The sequence below is a fragment of the Pseudomonas retamae genome, assembly GCF_043496865.1.
Taxonomy (GTDB): Bacteria; Pseudomonadota; Gammaproteobacteria; order Pseudomonadales; family Pseudomonadaceae; genus Aquipseudomonas; species Aquipseudomonas retamae.
On sequence record NZ_JBIEIL010000010.1, the window covers coordinates 96,385 to 119,162 of the forward strand.

The following is a 22,778-nucleotide window of genomic DNA, read 5'->3' on the forward strand; positions in this document are numbered from 1 at the left end:
CTCCAAAGGATATTAAGTAGAACGTTACTACTGCGGATTTTCCCAGCAATCGAAAAACTGATTTGCAGACGATCGGTTTGTCACTGTCATAACGGCACTGGCGAAAGCCCACCCCACGCCATAGGAGAGGGGCGCTGAGTTTGGGAAGCATCAGGTGCGACTCGCGGGCCTGTCAGGGCAATCTGCCTCCGCCGAGGCCGTCCAGACCGCCACCGTTACCGGGGGGGCTCAGGGCATTTTGCGATGTTGATTGTTCGGGTTGTGCCGATGTTGTGGCTGGTGACTGATCATCAGGGTAAGGCTGTGGTTGCGTTTGCAGCGTACGTTCGTCTGTGTTCAACATTCGGCTTCATCCTTGAAGGTTATCCGCGATGCGGTTTATCGCGGTAAAAAAAACCTACAGGGCAGCGCTGCACCGGTCCATCAACCAAATGTCTCAAAGCGTGAATGCCAGTATGAAAAAGGCCCCGCCAATCGAAACTGGCGGGGCCTTTTTTACATCGAGCGTCAGCCTTATTCGGCGTTCGCTTCCGGTGTTTTTTCACCGTGGGACAGGCTGTAAACATACGCCGCGAGCAGGTGCACCTTGTCGTTGCCCTGCAGTTGTTCCTGCGCCGGCATCTGGCCCTGACGACCGTAGCGGATGGTTTGCTGCAGTTGCGCGAAGCTCGAGCCGTAGATGAACGCGCCCGGATGGGTCAGGTCAGGCGCGCCCATGGCCGGGGTGCCTTTACCGGCAGGGCCGTGGCAGGCCACGCAGTTGGCGGCGAACAGTTTTTGCCCGTTGGCCGGATCGGCCTTGGTGCCTTCCGGCAGTTTGCGCCCGTCGAGGTTGGTCACGACAAACGCTGCCACGTCGGCCACGCCTTGCTCGCCGATCACTTCCGCCCACGCCGGCATCACCGCGTGGCGGCCGCCCATGATGGTGGTCTTGATGGTTTCCGGCTCGCCGCCCCAGCGCCAGTCGGCGTCTGTCAGGTTAGGGAAGCCGTAGGCACCCTTGGCGTCGGAACCGTGGCACACCGAGCAGTTGGAGGCGAACAGTCGGCCGCCCATTTTCAGTGCCTGTGGGTCCTTGGCGACTTCTTCGATCGGCATCGCCGCGAACTTGGCGAAGATCGGGCCGAAGCGGGCGTCCGAACGGGCCATTTCCTTTTCCCATTCGTGTACGCCGGTCCAGCCGGTCTGGCCGTTGGCGAACGCGGTCTGCTTCTCGTTATCCAGATAGTTGTAACCGGGCAACAGGCCTTTCCAGTTGCCCAGACCCGGGTACAGCACCAGGTAGCCCAAGGCGAAAATGATCGTGCCAACGAACAGCATGAACCACCATTTCGGCAGCGGGTTGTCGTACTCCTCGATCCCGTCGAAGGAGTGGCCGACCGTCTCGTCCGTCTGTTCGCTGCGCTGGCCCTTGCGGGTCGACAGCAACAGCCAGGTCAGGGCGAAGATCGTACCGAGACTGAGGACTGTGACGTACAGACTCCAGAATGTAGTCATTCTTTGTTACTCCTAGAAGCTTGCTCGACGTGCTTGATGGCTTCGGGATCATCCGCAAAAGGCAACAAGGTCGCGTCTTCAAACTCCGACTTGCGCTTGGGGCTGAACACCCACAATGCCAGACCGATAAAGGCCACCATCACGACAACGGTGCCCAGGCCGCGAATCATCCCGATATCCATCAGATTCACCGTTTGCTTTTGATGATGGTGCCCAGGCCTTGCAGATAGGCCACCAGCGCGTCCATTTCGGTTTTGCCCTTCACCGCATCCTGTGCACCGGCGATGTCTTCGTCGGTGTAAGGGACGCCGAGGGTGCGCAACACTTCCATTTTTTTCGCGGTTTCCTTGCCGTCGAGCTTGTTTTCCACGAGGAACGGATACGCCGGCATTTTCGACTCGGGCACCACGTTGCGCGGGTTGTACAAGTGCGCACGTTGCCAGTCATCGGAGTAACGACCGCCGACACGGGCCAGGTCCGGACCGGTACGTTTGGAACCCCACAGGAACGGGTGGTCCCAGACGCTTTCACCGGCAACCGAATAGTGCCCGTAGCGTTCGGTTTCAGCGCGGAACGGGCGGATCATCTGCGAGTGGCAGCCGACACAACCGTTGGCGATGTAGACGTCGCGGCCTTCCAGTTCCAGCGCCGAGCGCGGCTTCATGCCCTCGACCGGCTTGTTGGTGACGTCCTGGAAAAACAGCGGAACAATTTGGGTCAGGCCACCGACGCTGACGGCGATGACCATGAAGAAGGCCAGCAGGCCAATATTCTTCTCGACAGCTTCATGCTTCATCAGTGAGCTCCAACGACGGCAATCTTGGCGGCGGCTTCGGCTTCAACCGGGTCCGACGCACGGACGGTGCGGTACACGTTGTACGCCATCAGCAGCATGCCGCTGGCAAAGAACGCCCCGCCCAGCGCGCGGACGATGAAGCCCGGGTGGCTGGCCTGCAGTGCTTCGACGAACGAGTAGGTGAGGGTGCCGTCATCGTTGATTGCACGCCACATCAGGCCCTGGGTGATGCCGTTGACCCACATCGAGGCGATGTAGAGCACGGTGCCGATGGTGGCGAGCCAGAAGTGCGCGTTGATCAGGCCGGTGCTGTGCATCTGCGCACGGCCGAACAGTTTCGGAATCATGTGGTAGATCGCGCCGATCGAGATCATCGCTACCCAGCCGAGAGCACCGGCGTGTACGTGGCCGATGGTCCAGTCGGTGTAGTGCGACAGCGAGTTGACGGTCTTGATCGCCATCATCGGCCCTTCGAAGGTCGACATGCCGTAGAACGCCAGCGATACCACGAGGAAACGCAGGATCGGGTCGGTGCGCAATTTATGCCAGGCGCCCGAGAGGGTCATCATGCCGTTGATCATGCCGCCCCAGCTTGGCGCCAGGAGAATGATCGACATTGCCATGCCCAGCGACTGCGCCCAGTCCGGCAGGGCGGTGTAGTGCAGGTGGTGCGGGCCGGCCCAGATGTACAGGGTGATCAGTGCCCAGAAGTGCACGATCGACAGCCGATAGGAGTAGATCGGGCGTTCGGCCTGTTTCGGCACGAAGTAGTACATCATCCCGAGAAAACCGGTGGTCAGGAAGAAGCCCACCGCGTTGTGGCCATACCACCACTGGATCATCGCGTCAGTGGCACCGGAGTAGGCCGAGTACGACTTGAACAGGCTGACCGGCAGCGACATGTGGTTGACGATGTGCAGCATCGCGGTCACGACAATGAACGCGCCGTAGAACCAGTTACCGACATAGATGTGCTTGGTCTTGCGCTTGGTGATGGTGCCGAAGAACACCAGACCGTAGGTGACCCAGACAATTGCCAGCAGAATCGCGATCGGCCATTCCAGCTCGGCGTATTCCTTGGTGGTGGTGTAACCCAGCGGCAAGGTAATGATGGCGCCGACGATCACCGCTTGCCAGCCCCAGAAGGTGAAGGCCGCGAGGCTATCGGAAATCAGTCGCGTCTGGCAGGTTCGCTGCACGACATAGTAGGAAGTGGCGAACAGTGCACAACCACCGAAGGCAAAAATCACCAGGTTTGTGTGCAACGGGCGCAAGCGTCCAAAGCTCGTCCACGGCAGACCGAAGTTCAGTTCCGGCCAGACCAGTTGAGAGGCGATGAAGACACCGAGCCCCATGCCAAGGATCCCCCAGACCACCGTCATGATGGCGAACTGGCGGACTACCTTATAGTTATAAGCAGTCGGACTGATTGCTGTGCTCATTCTAAGGTTCCACGGTTTGGGTATTTTTATAGGGATAAAATCGGCCGCAAGTATGTATAAAGCAGGGGGTCATTGCAACGCGCCATGACCTGAGTCAATGCTTTCCAACGCTGATTCTGCGGCCTTTCCATGTGCCGCGTAAGGTCAAAAATGGCCTCTGACAAAATGTCGCAGTGGACGAAAAATCTGCGTGGTCCGGATCGCTGCCGACGGCGTCTGTTCCAGCGTCGTATTCGGGAGGATGAAGGGCAATCGGCGCAACAGCCGGTATCCATTGGCGTTGGCGGCGAATCCATCTGCCGGTTCATCGAACGCATCGCGCAAAATCAATCTACGACCGCAACGAGCCGGTCCGCTTCGATGAAGCGTAGACCCGAATCCGGGGTTCCGAAAGGAGAGGGTGTGAGGGGTGCGACAATGCGTCGCAAAGGGGCGGGAAACTGCCGCAGCGAGAAAACCGCGGCAGTTATGTACGCAATGCCTATTTCTTGGTGTCTTCAGTAATCAGTTTTTCTGTGTTCAATTCATGGCTCAAGCTGTACACATAAGCGGCAATCAGTTGTACTTTATCGTTGCCCAGCAGCTCGTTCTGCGCTGGCATGTGTCCTTGGCGACCGTGGCGAATGGTCTGTTCCAATTGGGTCAGACTGGTGCCATAAATGAAGCCGGCCGGGTGCGTCAGGTTCGGCGCGCCCATCGCCGCAGTGCCTTGGCCGGTGGCGCCATGGCAGGCGACGCAAGTCGTGCTGAATGCTTGCTGCCCGGCCTGCAGATCCGCCTTGTTGTCGGCGGGTAGTGGCAGGCCGGCCAGTTCGTGGCGCACGTAGGCCGCAACGTTTTTCACCCCGGCTTCACCCAGCACTTCGCCCCAGGCTGGCATCGCCGCCATCCGCCCGCCCATGATGGTGGTCTTGATGGTTTCGGCGTCGCCGCCCCAGCGCCAGTCGCTGTCGGCGAGGTTAGGGAAGCCGAACGCGCCTTTGGCATCCGAGCCGTGGCACACCGAGCAGTTGGAGGCGAACAGACGGCCACCCATTTTCAGCGCCTGTGGGTCCTTGGCTACTTCTTCCAGCGGCATCGCCGCAAATTTGGCGAAGATTGGCCCGAAGCGGGCGTCAGCCTTGTTCATTTCCTTTTCCCATTCGTGCACGCCGGTCCAGCCATCCTCGTAACCGGGCAGGATGCCTTTCCAGTTACCCAGGCCCGGATACAGAATCAGATAGCCCACAGCAAACACTAGCGTGCCGGCGAACAGCATGAACCACCACTGCGGCAGCGGGTTGTCGTACTCCTCGATGCCGTCGAAGCTGTGGCCCATGGTCTGGTCGACGCTGCCCTTGGTCTCGCCCCGGCGGGTGCCGATCAGCAACCAGGTCAGGCCGATCAGGCTGCCAATGGTCAGTACGCAGATCCACGTACTCCAGAAGGTGGTCATGGCCGGGTACTCCTTGTTTCAGGGGCTGAAGGTGTTTCGGGTAGTGGTTCGTCGGCGAACGGCAGCAAGCGTGCTTCGGCAAACTCCGGCGTGCGCTTGCGGTTGAATACCCACAATGTCAGGCCAACGAAGGCGACGAACACCACGACCGTGCCGAGGCCGCGTATGAGGCCAGTGCTCATTTCAATGATCATGAATCACCTCTTGCTCTTGATCGCAGTGCCGAGCACTTGCAGATAGGAAACGAGGGCGTCCATTTCGGTCTTTCCCTTGAGGCTGGCGACCGCGCCGCTGATGTCGTCGTCGGTGTACGGCACGCCGAGGGTGCGCATGGTTTTCAGCTTGGTTTCGGTGTGGCTGCTGTCGACCGCTTGGGTGACCAGCCACGGGTAGGCCGGCATCTTCGATTCCGGTACGACGTTGCGCGGGTTGTACAAATGCGCGCGGTGCCAGTCATCCGAGTAACGCGCGCCGACCCGCGCCAGGTCCGGACCGGTACGTTTCGAGCCCCAGAGGAACGGGTGATCCCATACGCTCTCACCGGCCACTGAGTAGTGCCCGTAGCGCTCGGTTTCGGCGCGGAACGGGCGGATCATCTGCGAGTGGCAGCCGACGCAGCCTTCGCGGATATAGATGTCGCGCCCTTCCAGTTGCAGCGCGGTGTAGGGCTTCATGCCTTCCACCGGTTTGTTGGTGACGTCCTGGAAGAACAGCGGGACGATCTGGGTCAGGCCGCCGATGCTCACGGCGAACACCATCAGCAACATCAACAGGCCGACGTTTTTTTCAATCGTTTCGTGTTTCATGGCGGACTCCTCAGGCCATCTGCGCGGCAGCGACGACGTCGGCAGGCTGCGAGGCCCGCACGGTGCGCCAGGTGTTGTAAGCCATCAGCAACATGCCGCTCAGGAAAATCGCCCCGCCAATCAGCCGCACGACAAAGCCCGGATGGCTGGCCACCAGGGTTTCGACGAAGGAATAGGTCAGCGTGCCGTCCTCGTTCACTGCGCGCCACATCAGGCCTTGGGCGATGCCGTTGACCCACATCGACGCGATGTAGAGCACGGTGCCGATGGTCGCGAGCCAGAAATGCGCGTTGATCAGGCCGATGCTGTGCATCTGCGCTTTGCCGAAGATTTTCGGGATCATGTGGTACAGCGCGCCGATCGAGATCATCGCCACCCAGCCGAGCGCGCCGGCGTGAACGTGGCCGATGGTCCAGTCGGTGTAGTGGGAGAGGGCGTTTACAGTCTTGATCGCCATCATCGGCCCTTCGAAGGTCGACATGCCGTAGAACGCCAGCGACACCACGAGGAAGCGCAGGATCGGGTCGCTGCGCAACTTATGCCAGGCACCCGACAGCGTCATCATGCCGTTGATCATGCCGCCCCAGCTCGGCGCCAGCAGAATCAACGACATCACCATGCCCAGCGACTGCGCCCAGTCCGGCAGCGCGGTGTAGTGCAAGTGGTGCGGGCCGGCCCAGATGTACAGGGTGATCAACGCCCAGAAGTGCACGATCGACAGGCGATACGAATACACCGGACGCTCGGCCTGTTTCGGCACGAAGTAATACATCATGCCGAGGAAGCCGGCGGTGAGGAAAAAGCCCACGGCGTTGTGGCCGTACCACCACTGCACCATGGCGTCGGTCGCGCCGGCGTACAGCGAGTAGGACTTGGTGAAACTCACCGGCAGCTCAAGGTTGTTGACGATGTGCAGAATCGCCACGGTGATGATGAAGGCGCCGAAGAACCAGTTACCGACATAGATGTGCTTGGTCTTGCGCTGCATGATCGTGCCGAAGAACACGATCGCGTAGGCGACCCAGACAATGGTGATCAGGATATCGATCGGCCATTCCAGCTCGGCGTATTCCTTGGAGCTGGTGTAGCCCAGCGGCAGGCTGATCGCCGCCAACAGGATCACCAATTGCCAGCCCCAGAAGCAGAACGCGGCGATTTTCGGTGCAAACAGTTGCGTCTGGCAGGTGCGTTGCACCGAGTAGAACGAACTGGCGAACAGTGCGCAGCCACCGAAGGCGAAGATCACCGCGTTGGTGTGCAGCGGGCGCAGACGGCCGAAACTGGTCCAGGGCAAATCGAAGTTGAGCTGCGGCCAGACCAATTGAGCGGCGAGAAAAACCCCGAGGCCCATGCCGACGATGCCCCACACCACCGTCATAATGGCGAATTGGCGGACCACCTTGTAGTTGTAGGCGGTACTGATAGAAGTGTTCATGGTTCCCCATCCACGGTTCAGCCGAAGTGAGCGCGCGCAAACCGCGCGAATCCTTCGCCTGGAGTTATAGGCAGACTAAAAGCGAGGCAAGCATGGACAAACAGCACAAGGCCAGTATTGACGGGGATCAATGGGCGCACTGTGTGCGTGATCATGGGTGGCTTTGGGATGCGGCTGTTGGTGAGGCTTCGGCGACGTTGATCCTGGCGCACGGTGCTGGTGCGCCGATGGATAGCGACTGGATGAACGACATGGCCGGGCGCCTTGCCGGGCTTGGGGTCAATGTATTGCGGTTTGAGTTTCCGTATATGGCGCAGCGGCGGGTGGATGGGGTTAAACGTCCGCCGAATCCTGCGGCGAAGTTGTTGGATTGCTGGCGGGAGGTGTTTGCGGTTGTGCGGCGTCATGTCGCTGGCGGTTTGGCGGTTGGCGGCAAGTCGATGGGCGGGCGGATGGCCAGTTTGCTGGCGGATGAGTTGGCGGCAGACGCGCTGGTGTGTCTGGGGTATCCGTTTTATGCGGTGGGCAAGCCGGAGAAGCCGCGGGTTGAGCATTTGGCTTTGCTGAGCACGCGGACGTTGATGGTGCAAGGTGAGCGGGATGCTCTCGGCAATCGGGACGCTGTCGAGGCTTACGATCTATCGCCGAGTATTGAGATGTTTTGGTTGGCCTCCGGGGACCATGATTTGAAGCCGCTCAAGGCTTCTGGCTTTACGCATTCGGATCATTTGGCGAGTGCTGCGCAGAAGGTGGCTGAATTTCTCCGCAATTGATTTTGAGCCGGGCCGAAATTTTAAACCGCATGAAGATCAGCCCCCTTTCTCCCTCGCCCCCTTGGGGGAGAGGGTTGGGGTGAGGGGGGCGTTTTTGATCTTGGCTCTTGAGGGCATATCCGTTGCTGCGGTAACGGCTGCTTAGGGTTCCGCCCTTACGGCGGGTCACCTTTTTCAAACGCCAAAAAGGTAACTGAAAAGGCTCGCTCCTGCGTTCGGCCCTCGCAGGCTCGGGTCCCTTCGCTCCGGGACTGATCCGGGCGCAGCGGCTACGGTTTGCTTCGCTGCACCTCCTTCCGCTGTGTCTGGCTGCGCCAGACGGTCGCTGCGCTCCCACGCCCGGATCAATCCCTCCACTCAGCCTTCCGACGTCGCCGGTGACGCAAGATCAAAAGCACTCGAGCTAACGCTCATTGTTGAGTGGTGCGGCTTCGCCGCGGGCAGCTGCGCTGCTTTGCTTTTGTGAGCGAGCTTGCTCGCGAAGGCGGTCTGACAGCCGACCTGTTTCTTACGGATGTACCCAATCCAACTGGAGTGAGCCTGCTCGCGATGACGCCCTGACAACCGACGATTATCTACCGGCTGAACTCAATCCCTGTGGGAGCTGGCTTTCCAGCGATGGCGACCTCCGAGCCGACCAATCCCCCACTGATGCACCCAATCCAAATGTGGGAGCGAGCCTGCTCGCGAAAGCTCTCGTTCAAACGACATCAAACCAACCAGCCTGTCAGAGGTGATCCCAGCACTTAAAAATCATCGGATACCAGCGTTTAAACTACACGAGCCGTTACGCCATAACGGCTACAACTCCTTGCGCCATTACCTACGCCTACGCCAGAATCCGCCGGCTTACACGGCTATGGGGCGGGCTATATCGTTTGCCGGTCACTGCAAAACAGTGATCGGGTTTGGTAGCCCGTCTGTAGTAGCCGTGTGGCAACACCTGATTGGAGTTTCTTAACTGATGCTCGACTTTATGGTGGTCATGCGTGGGGCTCGTTCGCGGGCGCCGGGTTCCTATTGCAGCCGGTCTACCAACCCGCGTATGGCCACCACCCACTCGTTTGGTAGCGAGCGTGATGGCTTCCTAAACTGCGATAGGAGTTTCATCCATGTTCAAAATCACACCCAACCCACCCGTCACCGACCAAATCCCCCACGACCCGGCGCTGACCCCGCAAAAGGTCAAAGAAGCCACCGACCGCGCCCTCGATTACTACCTCAAGCCCGAAGACCTGGCAGCCGCGCCAAGCTCGCCGAAAAATCGCCCGGTCTATCTCGTCGACCCGTCGCTGGATGACGAAACCTTGTTGGTCGAGGCGAGCGCGTCGCTTTCATACGCTCATGCCATGGCCGGCAACATCGCCCATTCCATAGGCGGCCCGGAGCGTAAACCGCTGCTGGCGCTGCAACAGGTGATCATGCTGAACGAGCTGTTGGTCAATCGACTGTTGGATAAGCTGAAGTTGCCTCAATAATTTCATTGGCTGTTATCGCTTCATCGCGAGCAGGCTCGCTCCCACAGGAGTTGTCGTCGGACACAAATCTGTGATCCCACTACGCTCCGAAGTGGGAGCCCTGCTCGCGAGGGTGGTCTGCCAAGCACTATCAATTTCAGACACCTAATAAAAAAACCGGAAGCTTTCGCTACCCGGTTTTGCAGGATAAAAAGATCGCAGCCTGCCACAGCTCTTACGGATGATCGGTATGGACGGTGCGCAGGTAGCGATCTTTCGCTTGTTGCCGGTCTCGATCAGCTCTTTGAATCACAAATCATCCAGATCGGGAAAGATAATCCTGCCTAGTGCCCAGGGTTCAACGATTTCACAATGCACGCTGCGCAAAAAAGATCCCCACTCTTTTCGGTTATGAGCATCCGGGCCGGTAATTGTCAGTAGTAAATACTCATCGCGAAAGGCGTCATACGCATAGATCAACCAAAAGTCATTGTCAGCGTCGTCACGCAATGCTGTCCGGTAATACTGACGATTGATTTTTGCCCATCGAGCCTGCAGCGCCTGTGTACTGGCAAGATGAATATGATGCATGTCGCTCAGATCGAGTCGTTCATCCCGCTCGAAAATGGCAGGTAATTCATCGCAAATTTTGTAGTTGTAGAAGTGTGCAGCAAAGTTTTGCCAGTTCTTGATTCGTTCAAAAAGTGCAGAAATTTTGATGGCTGGCATCCAAGCCTACTTTGTAATAGGTAGCCTGCCAGTAATCACAAATTTATCGAACACTTTCTGCCCATCACGCGCGGCTTGCCGAACATCAAGGAATGTCAGTTCTTCACGAACTTCCTTTTTGCTGGGTTTGTCGGTTTTTCGGGTGGTGGCCATCGGAGCCTCCGAAGGATGTGTATTCATGCTGACCAGCTTATGTGAATAAGTTTTGACCGGCAAACGATAGAACCTTGCCTCGACGAGCACCAGTCGGCGCATTCTGGGCGAGTTGTAGGCAGTGTCGGCATTGCTTGAGTGAGATCGTCGTCGGCAGAGAAGGCCTCTTCGCGAGCAGGCTCGCTCCTACAGGGGATCGTGACCGGGTACATAAACCTGTGATCACCGCAGATCCAATGTAGGCCTTCGCCTGTTCGCGATGACGATCTGCCTGCCCCCAAGAATTCCAGATCACAAACAAAAAGCCCGGACAGCTTTCGCGGTCCGGGCTTTCAAGTGTAAAACGGGCGACGCGGGATGGCTGCGCTATTTCAGCCACCCGTCGCTGGGTTCAGCAGTTCGGCGGGTGACTCGCTGTCGACGATTGCCGGCGTCGAGGAAATAGCGGCCCAGCAGCGTGGAATTGCGTGTGGCGCAGCTCCGCGCAGCGCCATCCCCTTACTCGTTCAAATCCTTGACCAGATAGTCGGCGACAATCTGCGAAACACCGTTCAACGCGGTGCGTACCAGTTCCGGTTCGGTGCGATAGCGCAGTGGCTCGTAACCGTAGGTGTTGGCGCCGTTAAACGCGGTGATCGGTTCGTTGCGCTGCCAGATCAACTCGTCGCCGCGCTTCATCACGCCGCTGACCGCGATGGTCGGGTAAACCACGCTGCTGAACCCCTGGGTCAGAGCGAAGCCCCAGTTGAATACGGTCAGTTCAATCTGCGCGTCCGCCGGTTCGTTGGCACCGACGATTTTGAAGCGGCCGCTGGCGGCGAGTTTTTCTTCGAAGCTCTTTTTCACCAGGTCGCCGAGGTTGATGTTGGCGGTTTCCATGTTGTACAGAATCGCATCGACGGTCGACATGGAGGCCAGGTCGCCGGCCTTCAAACCAGCGGCAAAACCGGCGCCGCCGAGTGCCGCCGTACCGATTTTGCCAGCGCCCGCCGCCAGACCGACGCCGGTGCCGACGCCCGCGCCAATGGCGGCGCCCCAAGCTTGTTCGCGGCCCATATAGCTCATTTCCCGGGGTTTCCATGACACCGGGAGGATTTTCACGGTGTGGATCTGGGTACGGTATTCAGGCTTGAATTTCTGGTTGGCGCATCCGACCAGGAACAGAACGGCGAACATCAGGACAGCGAACTTCTTCATGAAGGACTCACAACAAGGAACGGATTTGCGGAGGTTGTCGTCCGCATGCAGGAGTTCTGAAGGGGTAGTCATGCTAATGTGCCGCTATTGCGGCGACACAGTCCCGCGCCTGAATTGCGCTGCTGCCAGAACGTGGAAGCGTGTATCGGAAAACTCGCTGGACACACACAGCCGCAAAGGCTAGCGTCTCGCGCTCTATTGCGAGAGACCTGTCATGGATGACCTGTTGGCTACATTATCCGGGCGCATGAAATATCTGGTGTGCACGTCGTTCGCGGCGTTGTTGGCCAGTCAGCCGTCGCCGGCCCAGGCGGAAAACGTCAACGGCAAAGCTCTCTATTTCCAGCGATGCGCGGTGTGCCACGGGCCGGATATCAAAGGCACGGGGCCGTTGGCGAAAAAGAGCAATCCGTCCACACCAAAGGTCTCATCGCGAGCAGGCTCACTCCAGGAAGCCGTGGCCGGACGCATAATTGGTGACCACGGCAGATCGAGTGTAGGAGTGAGCCTGCTCGCGATAGCGGTCTGCCAGACGTCACCAATCCCGGAACCAAAAAGACCGGGCACCTTTCACCGTCCGGGCTTTCCAGTCAGCGCATTCCGGCGCAATTGTAGGCAATGTCTGTGTTGTTTCAGTGAGGTCGTCCTCGGAAGTGGTAACACTCCTCGCGGGCGGGGAACACGCTGAGCGGCTAAGTGCTCTGAGGGTAATGTTCGCTCAGCTCTATTGCCACGCCGTATTTTTTCTTCAAACCAGCATCATGAGTGACAATTATTAAGCAAGGTATGTTGGCGGCAAGCCAATCAATGATTTTGTGAGCAGTTATCTCGTCAAGTGAAGAGGTCGGCTCGTCTAGTATTAACGTATGTTTATCTCTTAGAATTGCTCGGCCGATGGCAATTCGTTGTTTCTCTCCCCCGCTGAGTTCGCTGTTCGCAGCGCCTATCACGGTATCCAATAATCTTTCTGTTTCAGAGTCGTCTTCTGAAAACCCCAGAAGTTCTATGACCCATCTTAGCTTTTGCGATGAGACATTTTTCGCTCCATAAAGCAGGTTGTCTTTAAAGGTGCCAGCTATGAGTATAGGTTGCTGTGGTGCAACGGAAACCTCAGAGAGTATGAATTCGCTCATGGTCTCGTTTATCAAGTGTCCTCTATAATGTACTGCTCCAGTGTAGTTATCTTCGAGACCTAAAAGTGTATTGATGAGTGTTGTTTTTCCTGCGCCAGAGCTACCCGATATAATATTCACACCTTGTTTGAATTGATAGTTGATTCTGGAAAATATAACGTTGTTTTCCTTGGTAAGAGATAGGTCTCTAAGAACAAAACCTTGCCCGGTGGGAGAAGTGCGCGGGAAATGCGAGATGTTGGTTTTTTCTTCAATATATTTCACACCGTCATCCAGGGAGACAAGGTTTCCCTGAAGATTTATCAGTGTTCCAGCCATGAGATGTAATTGCATCGTGAACATTGTGATATAGCCGGTGATCATGATGAAATCACCTGAGGTAAAGGTTAAACGATAATCAACTCCTGACAAGATTACGAAAAAAGCCAAAACGATTCCAATTGCTAATCCCTGGGCGGCGATGCGAATGCCCATATGAAGATTGGCTTTTCTGATTGTTTTGACGTAGTTGTTAAAAAAATTTTTTCCTGAATGGCACTCCTTAAGTTGGGTGCTATTGAGCGTTATGTCGTAGGTGCGGCCAAGTCTTTCGACTGTATAGCTGGACAGTTTGGCGTCTGCCTCAAATAATTCTCGGTGAATGCTGGAGCTGGACCTGGCGACGTAGATCGATATGCATATAAGTACTAACGAGGAGAGAAGAAACAGGAATGCATAGGCGGAGCCCATGATCGTGTACAGCACACTTATGGCGATGATGATTTCCACAACAATAGGGGTAATTGTCCAAAATACGCCTATGGTTATCATGCTGAAACTGCTTGCGGATCTGTTTATGTCGGCTACAACAAATCCTGGGTCCAGTTTTTTTTGTTTTTTATATGGGTATTGAAAAATCTTGTTAATGATTGTTTCGTAGATTGTAGTGTCGCACTTTGCAAGTATCCAGGCTGATAATATTCCACGTATATTCGAAAGAACCTGCGAGAGAGTCCATATGGCCGAATAAGATGCTGCAAAAAACAGAAACTGTGTTTGCATGCTGTTTGACTCGTGAATCGAGTTGGCAGCATTCCTCAATATTACCGGGAGTGCGGAGTTAAGGGCGCTGCAGAGGAGAAATATGGCTGATATTCCGACAAAGCTGGCTGTAAACCAGCGATAGTTTTTCGATATTATTTTAAAGATTTTTATGTATTGATGAAGCCAGTTCATTGTTGGGCAGCCTTATATTGTTAGTATTTTAGGGAGCTTGCGTGATAGGTGTGGATCATCGGCAATGACTTCTCCATTTATTTCGATCCATGCGTGCGAAAGGAAATCATATAACTGAACGCCAATAAAGAAGTCACAGTTCTTATTGTTTCTTATGGCGTATTTGAAAAGGCAGATAGAAGACTCGAGGCACTTGACCTTAAATGGCAATACAAATGAAGCGATACGAACGCCTTGCGCATAGCTTTCAATACCTTCGTGCCAAGCTGATAAAGGGTTTCCTGATAGAGCTTTTTTTGAAGCTCTCATGCTATTTAGACAGGTTTCCAGGCCGCCGAGTGCGATTGTTAGCTTTAAATGCAGGAGATCCAGGCATGCCCTCATTGTCGGTAGCAATTTAAATGGCTGACGAGGGTTTTGCGTTTTTATTCTCCACGTGTAGTTATCAATACCTTCGTAGTCATCATTCGCTTTTGTTAAAGGTTTAGTGTTGTTCATAGAGTCAGTGATGATGTTTAGAGAGGTGAGCTCATGTCGAATCTCGTTGTATTCATCGCAGTCCTTATCGCCGTTAATCAGCGTATTGGTTTTCGATTCGTTAAAAATCAAGTATGTGTCGAGCTTTTCATCAAGGATGACGAGTTGCTTGTCTATTAAGATGGCGTGTGCGTGAGGCTGAAAAGTAAAATCCATTTTGCCTTTTCTCTACTTAACGGTTTTTAATTAAGGACGCGCATATAATGTTGAGCAGATTTTTTTCGACGCCTCCAAATCCCATTGCTGAGCGATTTATAGAGTTTTCTATGTTGGGCATGTTAATGATGTTTTCTTTGTTCATCCAACTGCTGCGGAGCTTGCTTATAATGTCTTTTTGATGAAATTTTAATGATTTTTGATAGGCGCCTGTTATATGCCCTTTGTCACGTCGAAGTAGTATGTGTGGGTGTTTTTTTCTGAAGGCTCGCTTTAATGGTATTCTGGTTTCACTTTCATCGAACATGCTGTATGGGTCTTGTGTGAGTGCATATTCAATGATTTTCTGGCTTGTGAATGGATATATTATTTTGCCGAACTTGTTAAGGGTCGTACTCATCGCGTTCTGAGAAACGGCCTGTGCTATAGCTTGTACATGTTTCTCGGCTAGACTCTTGGGTTTTTCTGCACCCCTACGCGGCAAGAATTTCTTGTTGAAAAAATAACTTAATTGATCAGTCTCGTTGTGTTGTTGTCGCCTGTTTCGAGTAAGGGTTTGGTAGAGGTTTGACCCTGTCAGTTTGGCGATCGTTGCAGCTATATTAAAACCCTTGAAAAATCTATTTTCTCTAATTAGATGTTGGAATGCAGCCGAGGGGACGGGGTCTAAAAACAAATGATCACCTCCATGCCCATCCAATATAATGAATTCGTCTCCTAGCTGGGCGAGGATAAATTCTCTTTCTTTCCTGAATACTTGCTCTGAAGCCATGCTGGAGTTGATGTGGAAATAATCAGTCGGACTCACTTCCTGAAAGAAGTCTTCGGGTTCGAGCTTGAATAGTATGTGGTTTACTTCAAGTGTGTTGCATAAAGCGGTGGCTGTGTTTCTATCGTTATTTGCACTGCATTTCTCATCGAACCAGGTTATGGCGGTAACACGATCTTTTCCAGCGACTTCGATCGCTGCAAGTAGCAAGCACGTTGAATCGACACCTCCCGAGAAACGCACTACAAGCTTGTCATGTTTGTTTTTAATATGCTCTTTGGCGATGTGTTCAATTATCAATTCAAAAGGGTCTTGATTTTCGAACAGATGTTGGTCTTGAAGGTGGGTGAGGTTGGTCTCAATGGTGCCGGTCTTTAATTTGGTATCGTATGTGTATTTGTGGGCGGGTGGCAGTATTATTAATCCCTGCCAATAAGTGGGCGTTAAGACAGGTTCGTCTTGGGTGAGTTGGCGAATTATTTGATCCCTGTCCGGTTCTTTTTTGGATATGGATTGCTCGAAACTGCCACTCATGATTCTGCCGATACTACTGTCGATTACTATCGACTTGCAGGATGATAAGGGATTTACGTGCACTATTTTATCTGCGGCGGGGTATTGCTGTGCTGAATTAGGGGTGGGCGCTTGATAGCGCTTTCCTTCGTTGTTCATGGCCACTCCTTGGCTTTATGTGAACTGGACCGATTAATGAGCGCCCTGTGGGGCGCTCAATAATGACGTTTAGGAGTTACCTCGGACCCGGAATTCTAGGGCCGCCGCAGTCTGGCCGATAAATAAAGTATTTGCCTTCTAAGACGCAGCCTCCACCGTAGCCATTTATCGTTGGGGACGCTTTGAACATCAAAGGGCGGTTTGTTTTATCAAGAGTCACGTACTTTTTTCTTTTTAACATGATCCAGTCCTCTTTTCTAAGTTGAATGCCTTAGTAAGCTGTGGATGATTGTTGAGAATTGCGTATTGAGTAACGGGGCAGATTAAGAAAAATTCTCTTGATCAGGCGTTCCTCTGAGCAACCTATTCTCCAATTGTTTCGCGGTTTTTTGGAACAAGGTCACGATAGAGCCCGTGCGTCAGGCGTTCAAGCCAGCGGATTCTGTCGTTGATGTAGGTAATGGCGAATGGGGCTGTAGGCTGCAGGTGATGATTTGGTGCGTGTTTTAAACGTATTTTGGATTGGTCTTAAACGCCTTCTGCGCAGTGACTTGATCGTCGAGATTCCCGCATGACCAGCGCCTGTTCGAAAGCGCTCCGCCGAACACCGTCATTTCAACAAGCAACAAAAAACCCGGAAGCTCACGCCGTCCGGGTTTTTTGATTCCAGCCTTCCAATCAGCGGTTAAACCGCTCCACCAACGAATACTGCGTATTCGCCGTCTTGGTCAGCTCTTCACTCAGCAACGCCGAGTTATGCGCTTGTTCCGAGGTCTGGTCCGCCAGTTCCGAGATGTTGCTGATGTTGCGGCTGATCTCTTCAGCCACCGCACTTTGCTCTTCGGTTGCCGCAGCGATCTGCGTGGTCATGTCGGTGATGTTGGCCACTGCTTCGCTGATGCCGACCAGTGCCTGGTCCGCTTCCAGTACCCGCGCGACACCTTCTTCGGCTTGGCGATGCCCGGCTTCCATGGTTTGTACGGCGCTGGAGGCGGTCTGCTGAAGCTTGGCGATCAGTGCGTGAATCTGGCCGGTCGATTCGCTGGTGCGCTGCGCCAGTTGACGGACTTCGTCAGCCACCACGGCGAAGCCGCGGCCCATCTCGCCGGCACGCGCCGCTTCGATGGCGGCGTTGAGGGCGAGCAGGTTGGTCTGGTCGGCGATGCCTTTGATCACGTCGACCACACCGCCGATTTCGTCGCTGTCCTTGGCCAGTTGCGTCACGGTCAGGCCGGTTTCGCCGACGACCACCGACAAGCGCTGGATGGCTTCGCGGGTTTCGCCGGCGATGTCACGGCCACGGCCGGTCAGGCGATTGGCTTCCTGGGTGGCGTCAGCGGTGCGTTGTACGTGGCTGGCGACTTCCTGGGTGGTGGCGGCCATTTGGTTGACGGCGGTGGCGACCTGTTCGGTTTCCACACGCTGGCGTTCCAGACCGGTCGAGCTGTTGTGTGCCAGGGCGTCGGACTGCTTGGCCTGGTCGGTCAAGTGTTCGGCGGTGTCCTGCAGGCGGGTCAGGCAGGTTTTCAGGCGGGCTTCCTGGCTGAGGATCGACATTTCCAGACGCGCCTGCGCACCGCGGCTGTCGGTGTACATCTGCGCGATCAGCGGGTCGGAAGTGGTCTGCTCGGCCAGGCGCAGCAGGCGCTTGAGCCCGCGTTGCTGCCATTGCAGGCCCATCAGGCCCAGCGGCACCGACAGCGCGGCGGCGAGGGCGAAGCCCCACTGTGAGGTCAGGGTCGCGCCGATCATGAAGCTCAACTGGCTAACCAGAATGAACGGCAGCCAGTCCTGCAGGATCGGCAGCCATTTATCGGTGGATGGAATCGCCGACTTGCCCTGGTTGATGCGTTGGTAGAGCGCTTCGGCACGGCGGATCTGTTCGGCAGTGGGCTTGACGCGCACCGACTCGTAACCGATCACCTGGCTGCCATCGAATACCGGTGTGACGTAGGCATTCACCCAATAATGGTCACCGGATTTGCAGCGATTCTTGACAATGCCCATCCATGGCAAGCCTTGTTTCAGTGTGCCCCACATGTGCGAAAACACCGCCGACGGCACGTCAGGGTGACGGACCAGATTGTGCGGCGCACGGATCAGCTCCTCACGCGAAAACCCGCTGATTTCGACGAAGGCGTCGTTGCAGTAGGTGATCACGCCCTTGGCGTCGGTTGTGGAAATCAACCGTTGCTGTGCCGGAAAAGTCCGTTCGCGTTGTGTGATGGGCTGGTTATTACGCATGTTGTTCAATCCGCAAGGCTTTGAAAGGTTGTCGGCGCTGACAGGTTTTTATTGAAGTTTTTTTTCAGATTTAAGTACGGCGTCGCAAAACGGCGCTTGCGTCAACTGGCCAGCATCGGATAGGTGAACAGGCCGAAGTGCAGCAGGTTCAGGCCGAAATGCGTGGCGATCGCCGCGCCCAGTCCGCCGAAACGGTAGGCCAGACCATAGCCGACCCCCGCCATCCCTGCCAGTAACACCCAGGTCCAGCCGGCACCGACATGCGCCAGGCCAAACAGCAGCGAGGCCAGCAACAGCGCGAGGTTTTCGCCGTAGGGCAAGTGCTGCAAGCGACGGCTGAGGCCGCCCTGTATATAGCCGCGAAACAACGCTTCCTCGACCAGCGTCACCAGCAGCAGATTGTTCAGCACCCACAGCCAGGCTTGATCCGGCCACTTCGGTGCCCAGGCGATGATGCCGAGCAACAGCGCGCCACCGAGGGCGAGGATGGCGCAAAGCGTCAGTGCGAGGGCCGTGGCGTACAGGCTGAGGCGCAACGAACGTCGCACGACAATCCATGGACACACCAGCAATAGCCAGAAGCCCACCAGCGGTTTGTCCAGATTCAGGTACATCGAGAAGGGCACGGCGTTATCGGTGAAACGCTGCGGGTCTATGACCCGTCCGTTGGCGAAGCCCGGCAACCAGTGCAGCGCCAGCGCGAGCGCCAATACGATAAACACGCCATGCCCGAGAAAACGTGCGACCGGCACCTGTTGCTGGCGAACCGCGTACCCGGCGAACACCAGCAGCCCTACGGAGATCAGTGCCAGCCAGCCGAGCTGACCGTGGCTCAGCGCCCATCCATAACCGAGGCTGAGCAGCGCCAGATAGAGCCATGGCAAAGCCTTCATCGAAAAATCCTTGTGCGAGTTTTGTCGAAGGGCTTTCTACACGGGCGGGGGGTGAGGGGACAAGTGAAGGTGTGGCCGTAAACCGGGACAGATGGCAAACCTGAGAATGCCCGGCTTCCCTGTGGGAGCTGGCTTGCCAGCGATGAAGCCCGTCCAGCCGACATTTCATCGACTGGACCATCGCCATCGCTGGCAAGCCAGCTCCCACAGGTTTTGTGGCCACGGAATCTAGTGCACGTTGAGCCTGGCCGCTGCGCGCTCGGTGATTTCCGTACGCAATTTCAACGAAGGCGCGGCGCGCAAACGGGCTTCATCGACGATCGCACTCGGCGCACTGTCCGGGCTGCCCGCGTTGAACGGCGGCGCCGGGGCGTATTCCAATTGCAACTGGATCAGTTGCGCCGCGTCGGCACCTACCAACTCTTCAGCCAATACCAAGGCAAAATCGATCCCGGCAGTAATACCGCCACCGGTAAACAGATTGCCGTCGCGCACTACCCGATCCTTCACCGCAATCGCGCCCAGCGTCGGCAGCAAATCGTGATACGCCCAGTGCGTGGTCGCACGTTTGCCTTGCAGCAGACCCGCCGCGCCGAGCACCAGCGAACCGGTGCAAACGGAGGTCACGTAACGCGCCTGCGCTGCCTGGCGTTTGATGAAACTCAGGGTTTGCTCATCTTCCATCAGCGGCCCGACGCCGCCACCGCCGGGCACGCAGATCACATCCAGATCCGGGCAATCCTCGAACGTGGTGGTGGGTTTCAGCCGCAGGCCGGTGCTGGCGGTGACCGGCATCAGGTCCTTCCAGACCAGATGCACCTGCACGCCGGGCAGCGAGGCGAGCACGTCGTAAGGGCCAGTCAGGTCGAGTTGCTGAACCTGTGGAAACAACAAAAAACCGATCTGCAAAGTCATCGTGCTTATTCTCATCAAAGGGCTGGACGGCTTCACTGTAGGCGCGTAGTTTCTGGCGCATACGCCAATCACCCCACGAATTACGCCAATATGCCTAAAGCCATTCACGTCCTCGCGTTTGCCAACATGCAGATCCTCGACGTCACCGGGCCGTTGCAGGTGTTCGCCTCGGCCAACGATTTAGCCCGCCAGCGTGGGTTGCCGGAGCCCTATGCGCCGACGGTGATTGCCAGCGGCGGCGGGGCGGTGATGTCGTCGGCGGGGTTGGCGGTGTTGGCCGAACCCTTGCCGAGCGAGCCCAGCGATACTTTGATCATTGCCGGTGGCTGGGGGATTTATCCGGCCGCTGAAGATCTGCAACTGGTCGACTGGGTGCGCCAGCACGGCAATCAGTGCCGGCGCGTGGCCTCGGTGTGTACCGGTGCGTTTCTACTGGCGGCCAGCGGCTGGCTCGACGGTCGCCGCGTGGTGACCCACTGGACACGCTGCGAGCAACTGGCGCAGCAGCACCCGAATCTGCACGTCGAAGCCAACCCGATCTTCATCAATGACGGCCCGGTCTGGACCTCGGCGGGCGTCACCGCCGGCATCGATCTGGCCTTGGCGATGGTCGAGGAAGACCTCGGCCGAGACATCGCCCTCGACGTCGCACGGCATCTGGTGGTGTTCCTCAAGCGTCCCGGCGGGCAATCACAATTCAGCGTGACGTTGTCGTTGCAGAATCAGGGCAACCGTTTCGACGAACTGCACGCCTGGATCGCCGAGAACCTGACCTGCGACCTCGGCATCCCGACCCTCGCCGAACAGGCCGGCATGAGCGAACGCAGCTTCGTGCGCCACTACCGCGCCGACACTGGCCAGACCCCGGCCCGCGCCATCGAACTGATCCGCGTCGAAACCGCGCGACGGCTGCTCAGCGACAGCGGTTTGCCGGTTAAACGCATCGCCGCCCATTGCGGGTTTGGCAGTGAGGAGACGCTGCGGCGCAGTTTCCTGCGCGCCATTGGCGTCACGCCGCAGGCTTATCGCGAGCGGTTTTCGCTCAGCGCTGCAGCAGATCCAGCAATGCCTTGAGGATTTGCTGCGGCGCTTCCTCGGGGATGTTGTGGCCGACCCCGGCCAAAATCCGCCGCTCATAAAAGCCGCCGAAATGTTCGGCATCTTCATCAATAACCGCAGGCGGGCCGACGCCATCGTCGGCACCGCACAGTGAAACGGTCGGAACGCTGATCACCGGTTGTTTCGCAAGCGCCTCCTCCATCCACTCCAGTGCCGGGTCGCCCGAAGCATAGCCGAAGCGATGCCGGTAGGAATGAATCACCACTTCGATGAAATCAGGATTATCAAAAGCCGCAGCGGTCAGCGGATAGCGCTCCTCCCTTCGCGACCACGTCGGCGACCACAGCCGCCAGAGCAAGTGGCACAACTGCCGACGGTTTTGCCTCAGCCCCTCGGCGCCACGCGGTGTGTGGAAGTAGTACTGATACCAGAGCCGATGTTCGTCTTCGGGATCCAGCGGCTGATTGGAGTGAGCGATGTCCTGCACGAGGTAGCCATCGCCGCTGACCAGCCCGCGCACGCGTGCGGGGAAAAGTGCCGCGACGATGCACGCCGCCCGACCGCCCCAGTCATAGCCGCCAAGCGTTGCCTGATCGATGCCCAGCGCGTCCATCAGATCGAGCAAGTCCTGCGCGATCGCGGCTTGCTGGCCTGAGCGCAGCGTCTGCTCACTGTTGAAGCGGGTCGGCCCATAGCCGCGCAAGTACGGCACGATGACGCGGTAGCCTTGAGCGGCAAGCGCCGGGGCGACTTCGTCGAAGGCGCGCGGCGAATACGGAAAGCCGTGGAGCAGAATCACCGGGTCGCCGTTTTCCGGGCCATGCTGTTCGTAGGCGATGGTCAGGGTTGGGGTAAGCACGGTCTCGATCATGATCAACCACTCCGTTTGAATCGCATTCAAAAACTCTGGACTCGCGATCAGCCGGGCCGGCTCAACTCAACCGACGAGACGCCAGGCGCTAAGCCTCGACTTCCGCCACCTGATTGAAATACTTCGCCCGCTCCGGGGTAAACGTCACCTTCATTTTCGTCCGTGTGCACGTCAGCGAACGCTCCTCGGCCAGATCAATATCCAGATCCTCGCCGCGCAGCCCTTGCCACTGCGCGAGATATTTCAGCGAGCCGTATTTTTCGTTTTTCTTCAGGCTGCGACTGACGCCACCTTTCCAGCCGAGGACCGGCAATTCGCCGGCCATGCAGCGTTGAGCCAGTTCGGGAAAGCGTGCGGCGCGCTGGCGGCCGACTTCCCAGCATTTGATCAGGCCCTGGTCAGAGTCTTCCCAGAGCTGGCGGCGGGTCAGGCCCGTGCGAAGAGGGGAGTCGATGCTGCGCTGGATGTGTCGAGGCATTCTGCTTCCTTGAATTCGGGTTTTGTTGGACAGCTCCGCTGTGCCCGTTGCGCTGGATCTTAGGGGCGGATGTTTCGGCTGGCAACAAGGTATTTCGGGGTGTAAGTGCAAGTTAC

The 22,778-nt window shown here is 56.6% G+C and carries 23 protein-coding genes; 4 read left to right on the forward strand and 19 right to left on the reverse strand.

The window, feature by feature from the left end; all coding sequences use genetic code 11:
* Nucleotides 1-513: 513 nt before the first annotated feature.
* From ccoP (ACGSLL_RS19810) to ccoN (ACGSLL_RS19845), 8 genes are all read right to left on the reverse strand, one after another.
* Complete coding sequence (gene ccoP, locus ACGSLL_RS19810) at nt 514-1,497, reverse strand: cytochrome-c oxidase, cbb3-type subunit III (RefSeq protein ID WP_394507628.1); 984 nt, start codon at nt 1,495-1,497, stop codon at nt 514-516.
* Entirely contained in the window at nt 1,494-1,679 is a 186-nt protein-coding gene (locus ACGSLL_RS19815) for a CcoQ/FixQ family Cbb3-type cytochrome c oxidase assembly chaperone (protein WP_003175465.1), read from the reverse strand. Before ACGSLL_RS19815 ends, ccoP (ACGSLL_RS19810) begins: the two co-directional genes overlap by 4 nt.
* Before the next feature lie 5 nt (nt 1,680-1,684).
* A complete protein-coding gene (gene ccoO, locus ACGSLL_RS19820; RefSeq protein WP_007917161.1) occupies nt 1,685-2,293 on the reverse strand; it encodes a cytochrome-c oxidase, cbb3-type subunit II in 609 nt (202 codons plus the stop codon).
* Nucleotides 2,293-3,735, reverse strand: coding sequence for a cytochrome-c oxidase, cbb3-type subunit I (gene ccoN, locus ACGSLL_RS19825; RefSeq protein ID WP_024012334.1), 1,443 nt, complete (start codon nt 3,733-3,735; stop codon nt 2,293-2,295). Before ccoN (ACGSLL_RS19825) ends, ccoO (ACGSLL_RS19820) begins: the two co-directional genes overlap by 1 nt.
* Before the next feature lie 481 nt (nt 3,736-4,216).
* Nucleotides 4,217-5,170 carry a cytochrome-c oxidase, cbb3-type subunit III gene (ccoP, locus tag ACGSLL_RS19830; RefSeq protein WP_394507629.1) on the reverse strand — a complete coding sequence of 318 codons (954 nt, stop codon included), beginning with the start codon at nt 5,168-5,170 and terminating at the stop codon, nt 4,217-4,219.
* Nucleotides 5,167-5,364, reverse strand: a complete 198-nt coding sequence (locus tag ACGSLL_RS19835; RefSeq protein WP_394507630.1) for a cbb3-type cytochrome oxidase subunit 3 — start codon at nt 5,362-5,364, stop codon at nt 5,167-5,169. The genes ccoP (ACGSLL_RS19830) and ACGSLL_RS19835 overlap by 4 nt, the downstream gene beginning before the upstream one ends.
* A 3-nt stretch (nt 5,365-5,367) precedes the next feature.
* On the reverse strand, nt 5,368-5,976 hold the full coding sequence (gene ccoO / locus ACGSLL_RS19840; protein WP_003223389.1) for a cytochrome-c oxidase, cbb3-type subunit II: 609 nt from the start codon (nt 5,974-5,976) through the stop codon (nt 5,368-5,370).
* Nucleotides 5,977-5,986: 10 nt separating this feature from the next.
* Nucleotides 5,987-7,411: a cytochrome-c oxidase, cbb3-type subunit I gene (ccoN, locus tag ACGSLL_RS19845; protein ID WP_101157387.1), complete on the reverse strand. Its 1,425-nt coding sequence runs from the start codon at nt 7,409-7,411 to the stop codon at nt 5,987-5,989.
* 92 nt (nt 7,412-7,503) lie between these two features.
* Between ccoN (ACGSLL_RS19845) and ACGSLL_RS19850 the strand changes: the two genes are divergently transcribed.
* Nucleotides 7,504-8,184: an alpha/beta family hydrolase gene (locus ACGSLL_RS19850; RefSeq protein ID WP_394507631.1), complete on the forward strand. Its 681-nt coding sequence runs from the start codon at nt 7,504-7,506 to the stop codon at nt 8,182-8,184.
* 1,112 nt (nt 8,185-9,296) lie between these two features.
* The gene (locus ACGSLL_RS19855; RefSeq protein ID WP_394507632.1) at nt 9,297-9,662 is read left to right on the forward strand and encodes a DUF6124 family protein; all 366 of its coding nucleotides are present in this window, start codon (nt 9,297-9,299) and stop codon (nt 9,660-9,662) included.
* Between the two features lie 288 nt (nt 9,663-9,950).
* On the opposite strand, the gene ACGSLL_RS19860 is transcribed toward ACGSLL_RS19855, so the two are convergent.
* The 3 genes from ACGSLL_RS19860 to ACGSLL_RS19870 form a co-directional block, all read right to left on the reverse strand.
* Nucleotides 9,951-10,370 carry a type II toxin-antitoxin system YafO family toxin gene (locus ACGSLL_RS19860; RefSeq protein ID WP_394507633.1) on the reverse strand — a complete coding sequence of 140 codons (420 nt, stop codon included), beginning with the start codon at nt 10,368-10,370 and terminating at the stop codon, nt 9,951-9,953.
* 6 nt (nt 10,371-10,376) lie between these two features.
* Nucleotides 10,377-10,523, reverse strand: a complete 147-nt coding sequence (locus ACGSLL_RS19865; protein WP_163005103.1) for a hypothetical protein — start codon at nt 10,521-10,523, stop codon at nt 10,377-10,379.
* A 498-nt stretch (nt 10,524-11,021) separates the two neighbouring features.
* The gene (locus ACGSLL_RS19870) at nt 11,022-11,720 is read right to left on the reverse strand and encodes a hypothetical protein (protein WP_394507634.1); all 699 of its coding nucleotides are present in this window, start codon (nt 11,718-11,720) and stop codon (nt 11,022-11,024) included.
* A 247-nt stretch (nt 11,721-11,967) separates the two neighbouring features.
* Here ACGSLL_RS19870 and ACGSLL_RS19875 point away from each other — a divergent pair, with 247 nt between their 5' ends.
* Nucleotides 11,968-12,408 carry a c-type cytochrome gene (locus tag ACGSLL_RS19875; RefSeq protein WP_394507736.1) on the forward strand — a complete coding sequence of 147 codons (441 nt, stop codon included), beginning with the start codon at nt 11,968-11,970 and terminating at the stop codon, nt 12,406-12,408.
* Nucleotides 12,409-12,412: 4 nt separating this feature from the next.
* Here the strand turns inward: ACGSLL_RS19875 and ACGSLL_RS19880 are convergent, their stop codons facing one another.
* The 6 genes from ACGSLL_RS19880 to inhA all read right to left on the reverse strand — a co-directional run bounded on the left by ACGSLL_RS19880 (nt 12,413) and on the right by inhA (nt 20,254).
* Nucleotides 12,413-14,068, reverse strand: coding sequence for an ATP-binding cassette domain-containing protein (locus ACGSLL_RS19880; protein WP_394507635.1), 1,656 nt, complete (start codon nt 14,066-14,068; stop codon nt 12,413-12,415).
* A gap of 12 nt (nt 14,069-14,080) precedes the next feature.
* Nucleotides 14,081-14,761 carry a lasso peptide biosynthesis B2 protein gene (locus ACGSLL_RS19885; protein WP_394507636.1) on the reverse strand — a complete coding sequence of 227 codons (681 nt, stop codon included), beginning with the start codon at nt 14,759-14,761 and terminating at the stop codon, nt 14,081-14,083.
* 16 nt (nt 14,762-14,777) lie between these two features.
* Nucleotides 14,778-16,202 (reverse strand): asparagine synthase-related protein, encoded by a 1,425-nt coding sequence (locus ACGSLL_RS19890; RefSeq protein ID WP_394507637.1) that lies wholly within the window; start codon nt 16,200-16,202, stop codon nt 14,778-14,780.
* Between the two features lie 678 nt (nt 16,203-16,880).
* Entirely contained in the window at nt 16,881-18,446 is a 1,566-nt protein-coding gene (locus tag ACGSLL_RS19895) for a methyl-accepting chemotaxis protein (RefSeq protein ID WP_090282598.1), read from the reverse strand.
* A gap of 101 nt (nt 18,447-18,547) precedes the next feature.
* Nucleotides 18,548-19,339 carry a CPBP family glutamic-type intramembrane protease gene (locus ACGSLL_RS19900; protein ID WP_394507638.1) on the reverse strand — a complete coding sequence of 264 codons (792 nt, stop codon included), beginning with the start codon at nt 19,337-19,339 and terminating at the stop codon, nt 18,548-18,550.
* 228 nt (nt 19,340-19,567) lie between these two features.
* Nucleotides 19,568-20,254: an isonitrile hydratase gene (gene inhA, locus ACGSLL_RS19905; protein ID WP_394507639.1), complete on the reverse strand. Its 687-nt coding sequence runs from the start codon at nt 20,252-20,254 to the stop codon at nt 19,568-19,570.
* Between the two features lie 90 nt (nt 20,255-20,344).
* On the opposite strand from inhA, the gene ACGSLL_RS19910 reads away from it, so the two are divergent.
* A complete protein-coding gene (locus tag ACGSLL_RS19910) occupies nt 20,345-21,328 on the forward strand; it encodes a GlxA family transcriptional regulator (RefSeq protein WP_394507640.1) in 984 nt (327 codons plus the stop codon).
* Here ACGSLL_RS19910 and ACGSLL_RS19915 read toward each other — a convergent pair.
* Both ACGSLL_RS19915 and ACGSLL_RS19920 read right to left on the reverse strand, forming a co-directional pair.
* On the reverse strand, nt 21,297-22,184 hold the full coding sequence (locus ACGSLL_RS19915) for an alpha/beta fold hydrolase (protein WP_394507641.1): 888 nt from the start codon (nt 22,182-22,184) through the stop codon (nt 21,297-21,299). The genes ACGSLL_RS19910 and ACGSLL_RS19915 overlap by 32 nt on opposite strands.
* A gap of 88 nt (nt 22,185-22,272) precedes the next feature.
* Nucleotides 22,273-22,662 (reverse strand): hypothetical protein, encoded by a 390-nt coding sequence (locus ACGSLL_RS19920; protein WP_394507642.1) that lies wholly within the window; start codon nt 22,660-22,662, stop codon nt 22,273-22,275.
* Between the last annotated feature and the right edge of the window lie 116 nt (nt 22,663-22,778).

Coding starts and splice junctions, on each gene's coding strand:
- ccoP (WP_394507628.1), bottom strand. CDS start 1,497: ATGACTACATTCTGGAGTCTGTACGTCACAGTCCTCAGTCTCGGTACG.
- ACGSLL_RS19815 (WP_003175465.1), bottom strand. CDS start 1,679: ATGGATATCGGGATGATTCGCGGCCTGGGCACCGTTGTCGTGATGGTG.
- ccoO (WP_007917161.1), bottom strand. CDS start 2,293: ATGAAGCATGAAGCTGTCGAGAAGAATATTGGCCTGCTGGCCTTCTTC.
- ccoN (WP_024012334.1), bottom strand. CDS start 3,735: ATGAGCACAGCAATCAGTCCGACTGCTTATAACTATAAGGTAGTCCGC.
- ccoP (WP_394507629.1), bottom strand. CDS start 5,170: ATGACCACCTTCTGGAGTACGTGGATCTGCGTACTGACCATTGGCAGC.
- ACGSLL_RS19835 (WP_394507630.1), bottom strand. CDS start 5,364: ATGATCATTGAAATGAGCACTGGCCTCATACGCGGCCTCGGCACGGTC.
- ccoO (WP_003223389.1), bottom strand. CDS start 5,976: ATGAAACACGAAACGATTGAAAAAAACGTCGGCCTGTTGATGTTGCTG.
- ccoN (WP_101157387.1), bottom strand. CDS start 7,411: ATGAACACTTCTATCAGTACCGCCTACAACTACAAGGTGGTCCGCCAA.
- ACGSLL_RS19850 (WP_394507631.1), top strand. CDS start 7,504: ATGGACAAACAGCACAAGGCCAGTATTGACGGGGATCAATGGGCGCAC.
- ACGSLL_RS19855 (WP_394507632.1), top strand. CDS start 9,297: ATGTTCAAAATCACACCCAACCCACCCGTCACCGACCAAATCCCCCAC.
- ACGSLL_RS19860 (WP_394507633.1), bottom strand. CDS start 10,370: ATGCCAGCCATCAAAATTTCTGCACTTTTTGAACGAATCAAGAACTGG.
- ACGSLL_RS19865 (WP_163005103.1), bottom strand. CDS start 10,523: ATGGCCACCACCCGAAAAACCGACAAACCCAGCAAAAAGGAAGTTCGT.
- ACGSLL_RS19870 (WP_394507634.1), bottom strand. CDS start 11,720: ATGAAGAAGTTCGCTGTCCTGATGTTCGCCGTTCTGTTCCTGGTCGGA.
- ACGSLL_RS19875 (WP_394507736.1), top strand. CDS start 11,968: ATGAAATATCTGGTGTGCACGTCGTTCGCGGCGTTGTTGGCCAGTCAG.
- ACGSLL_RS19880 (WP_394507635.1), bottom strand. CDS start 14,068: ATGAACTGGCTTCATCAATACATAAAAATCTTTAAAATAATATCGAAA.
- ACGSLL_RS19885 (WP_394507636.1), bottom strand. CDS start 14,761: ATGGATTTTACTTTTCAGCCTCACGCACACGCCATCTTAATAGACAAG.
- ACGSLL_RS19890 (WP_394507637.1), bottom strand. CDS start 16,202: ATGAACAACGAAGGAAAGCGCTATCAAGCGCCCACCCCTAATTCAGCA.
- ACGSLL_RS19895 (WP_090282598.1), bottom strand. CDS start 18,446: ATGCGTAATAACCAGCCCATCACACAACGCGAACGGACTTTTCCGGCA.
- ACGSLL_RS19900 (WP_394507638.1), bottom strand. CDS start 19,339: ATGAAGGCTTTGCCATGGCTCTATCTGGCGCTGCTCAGCCTCGGTTAT.
- inhA (WP_394507639.1), bottom strand. CDS start 20,254: ATGACTTTGCAGATCGGTTTTTTGTTGTTTCCACAGGTTCAGCAACTC.
- ACGSLL_RS19910 (WP_394507640.1), top strand. CDS start 20,345: ATGCCTAAAGCCATTCACGTCCTCGCGTTTGCCAACATGCAGATCCTC.
- ACGSLL_RS19915 (WP_394507641.1), bottom strand. CDS start 22,184: ATGATCGAGACCGTGCTTACCCCAACCCTGACCATCGCCTACGAACAG.
- ACGSLL_RS19920 (WP_394507642.1), bottom strand. CDS start 22,662: ATGCCTCGACACATCCAGCGCAGCATCGACTCCCCTCTTCGCACGGGC.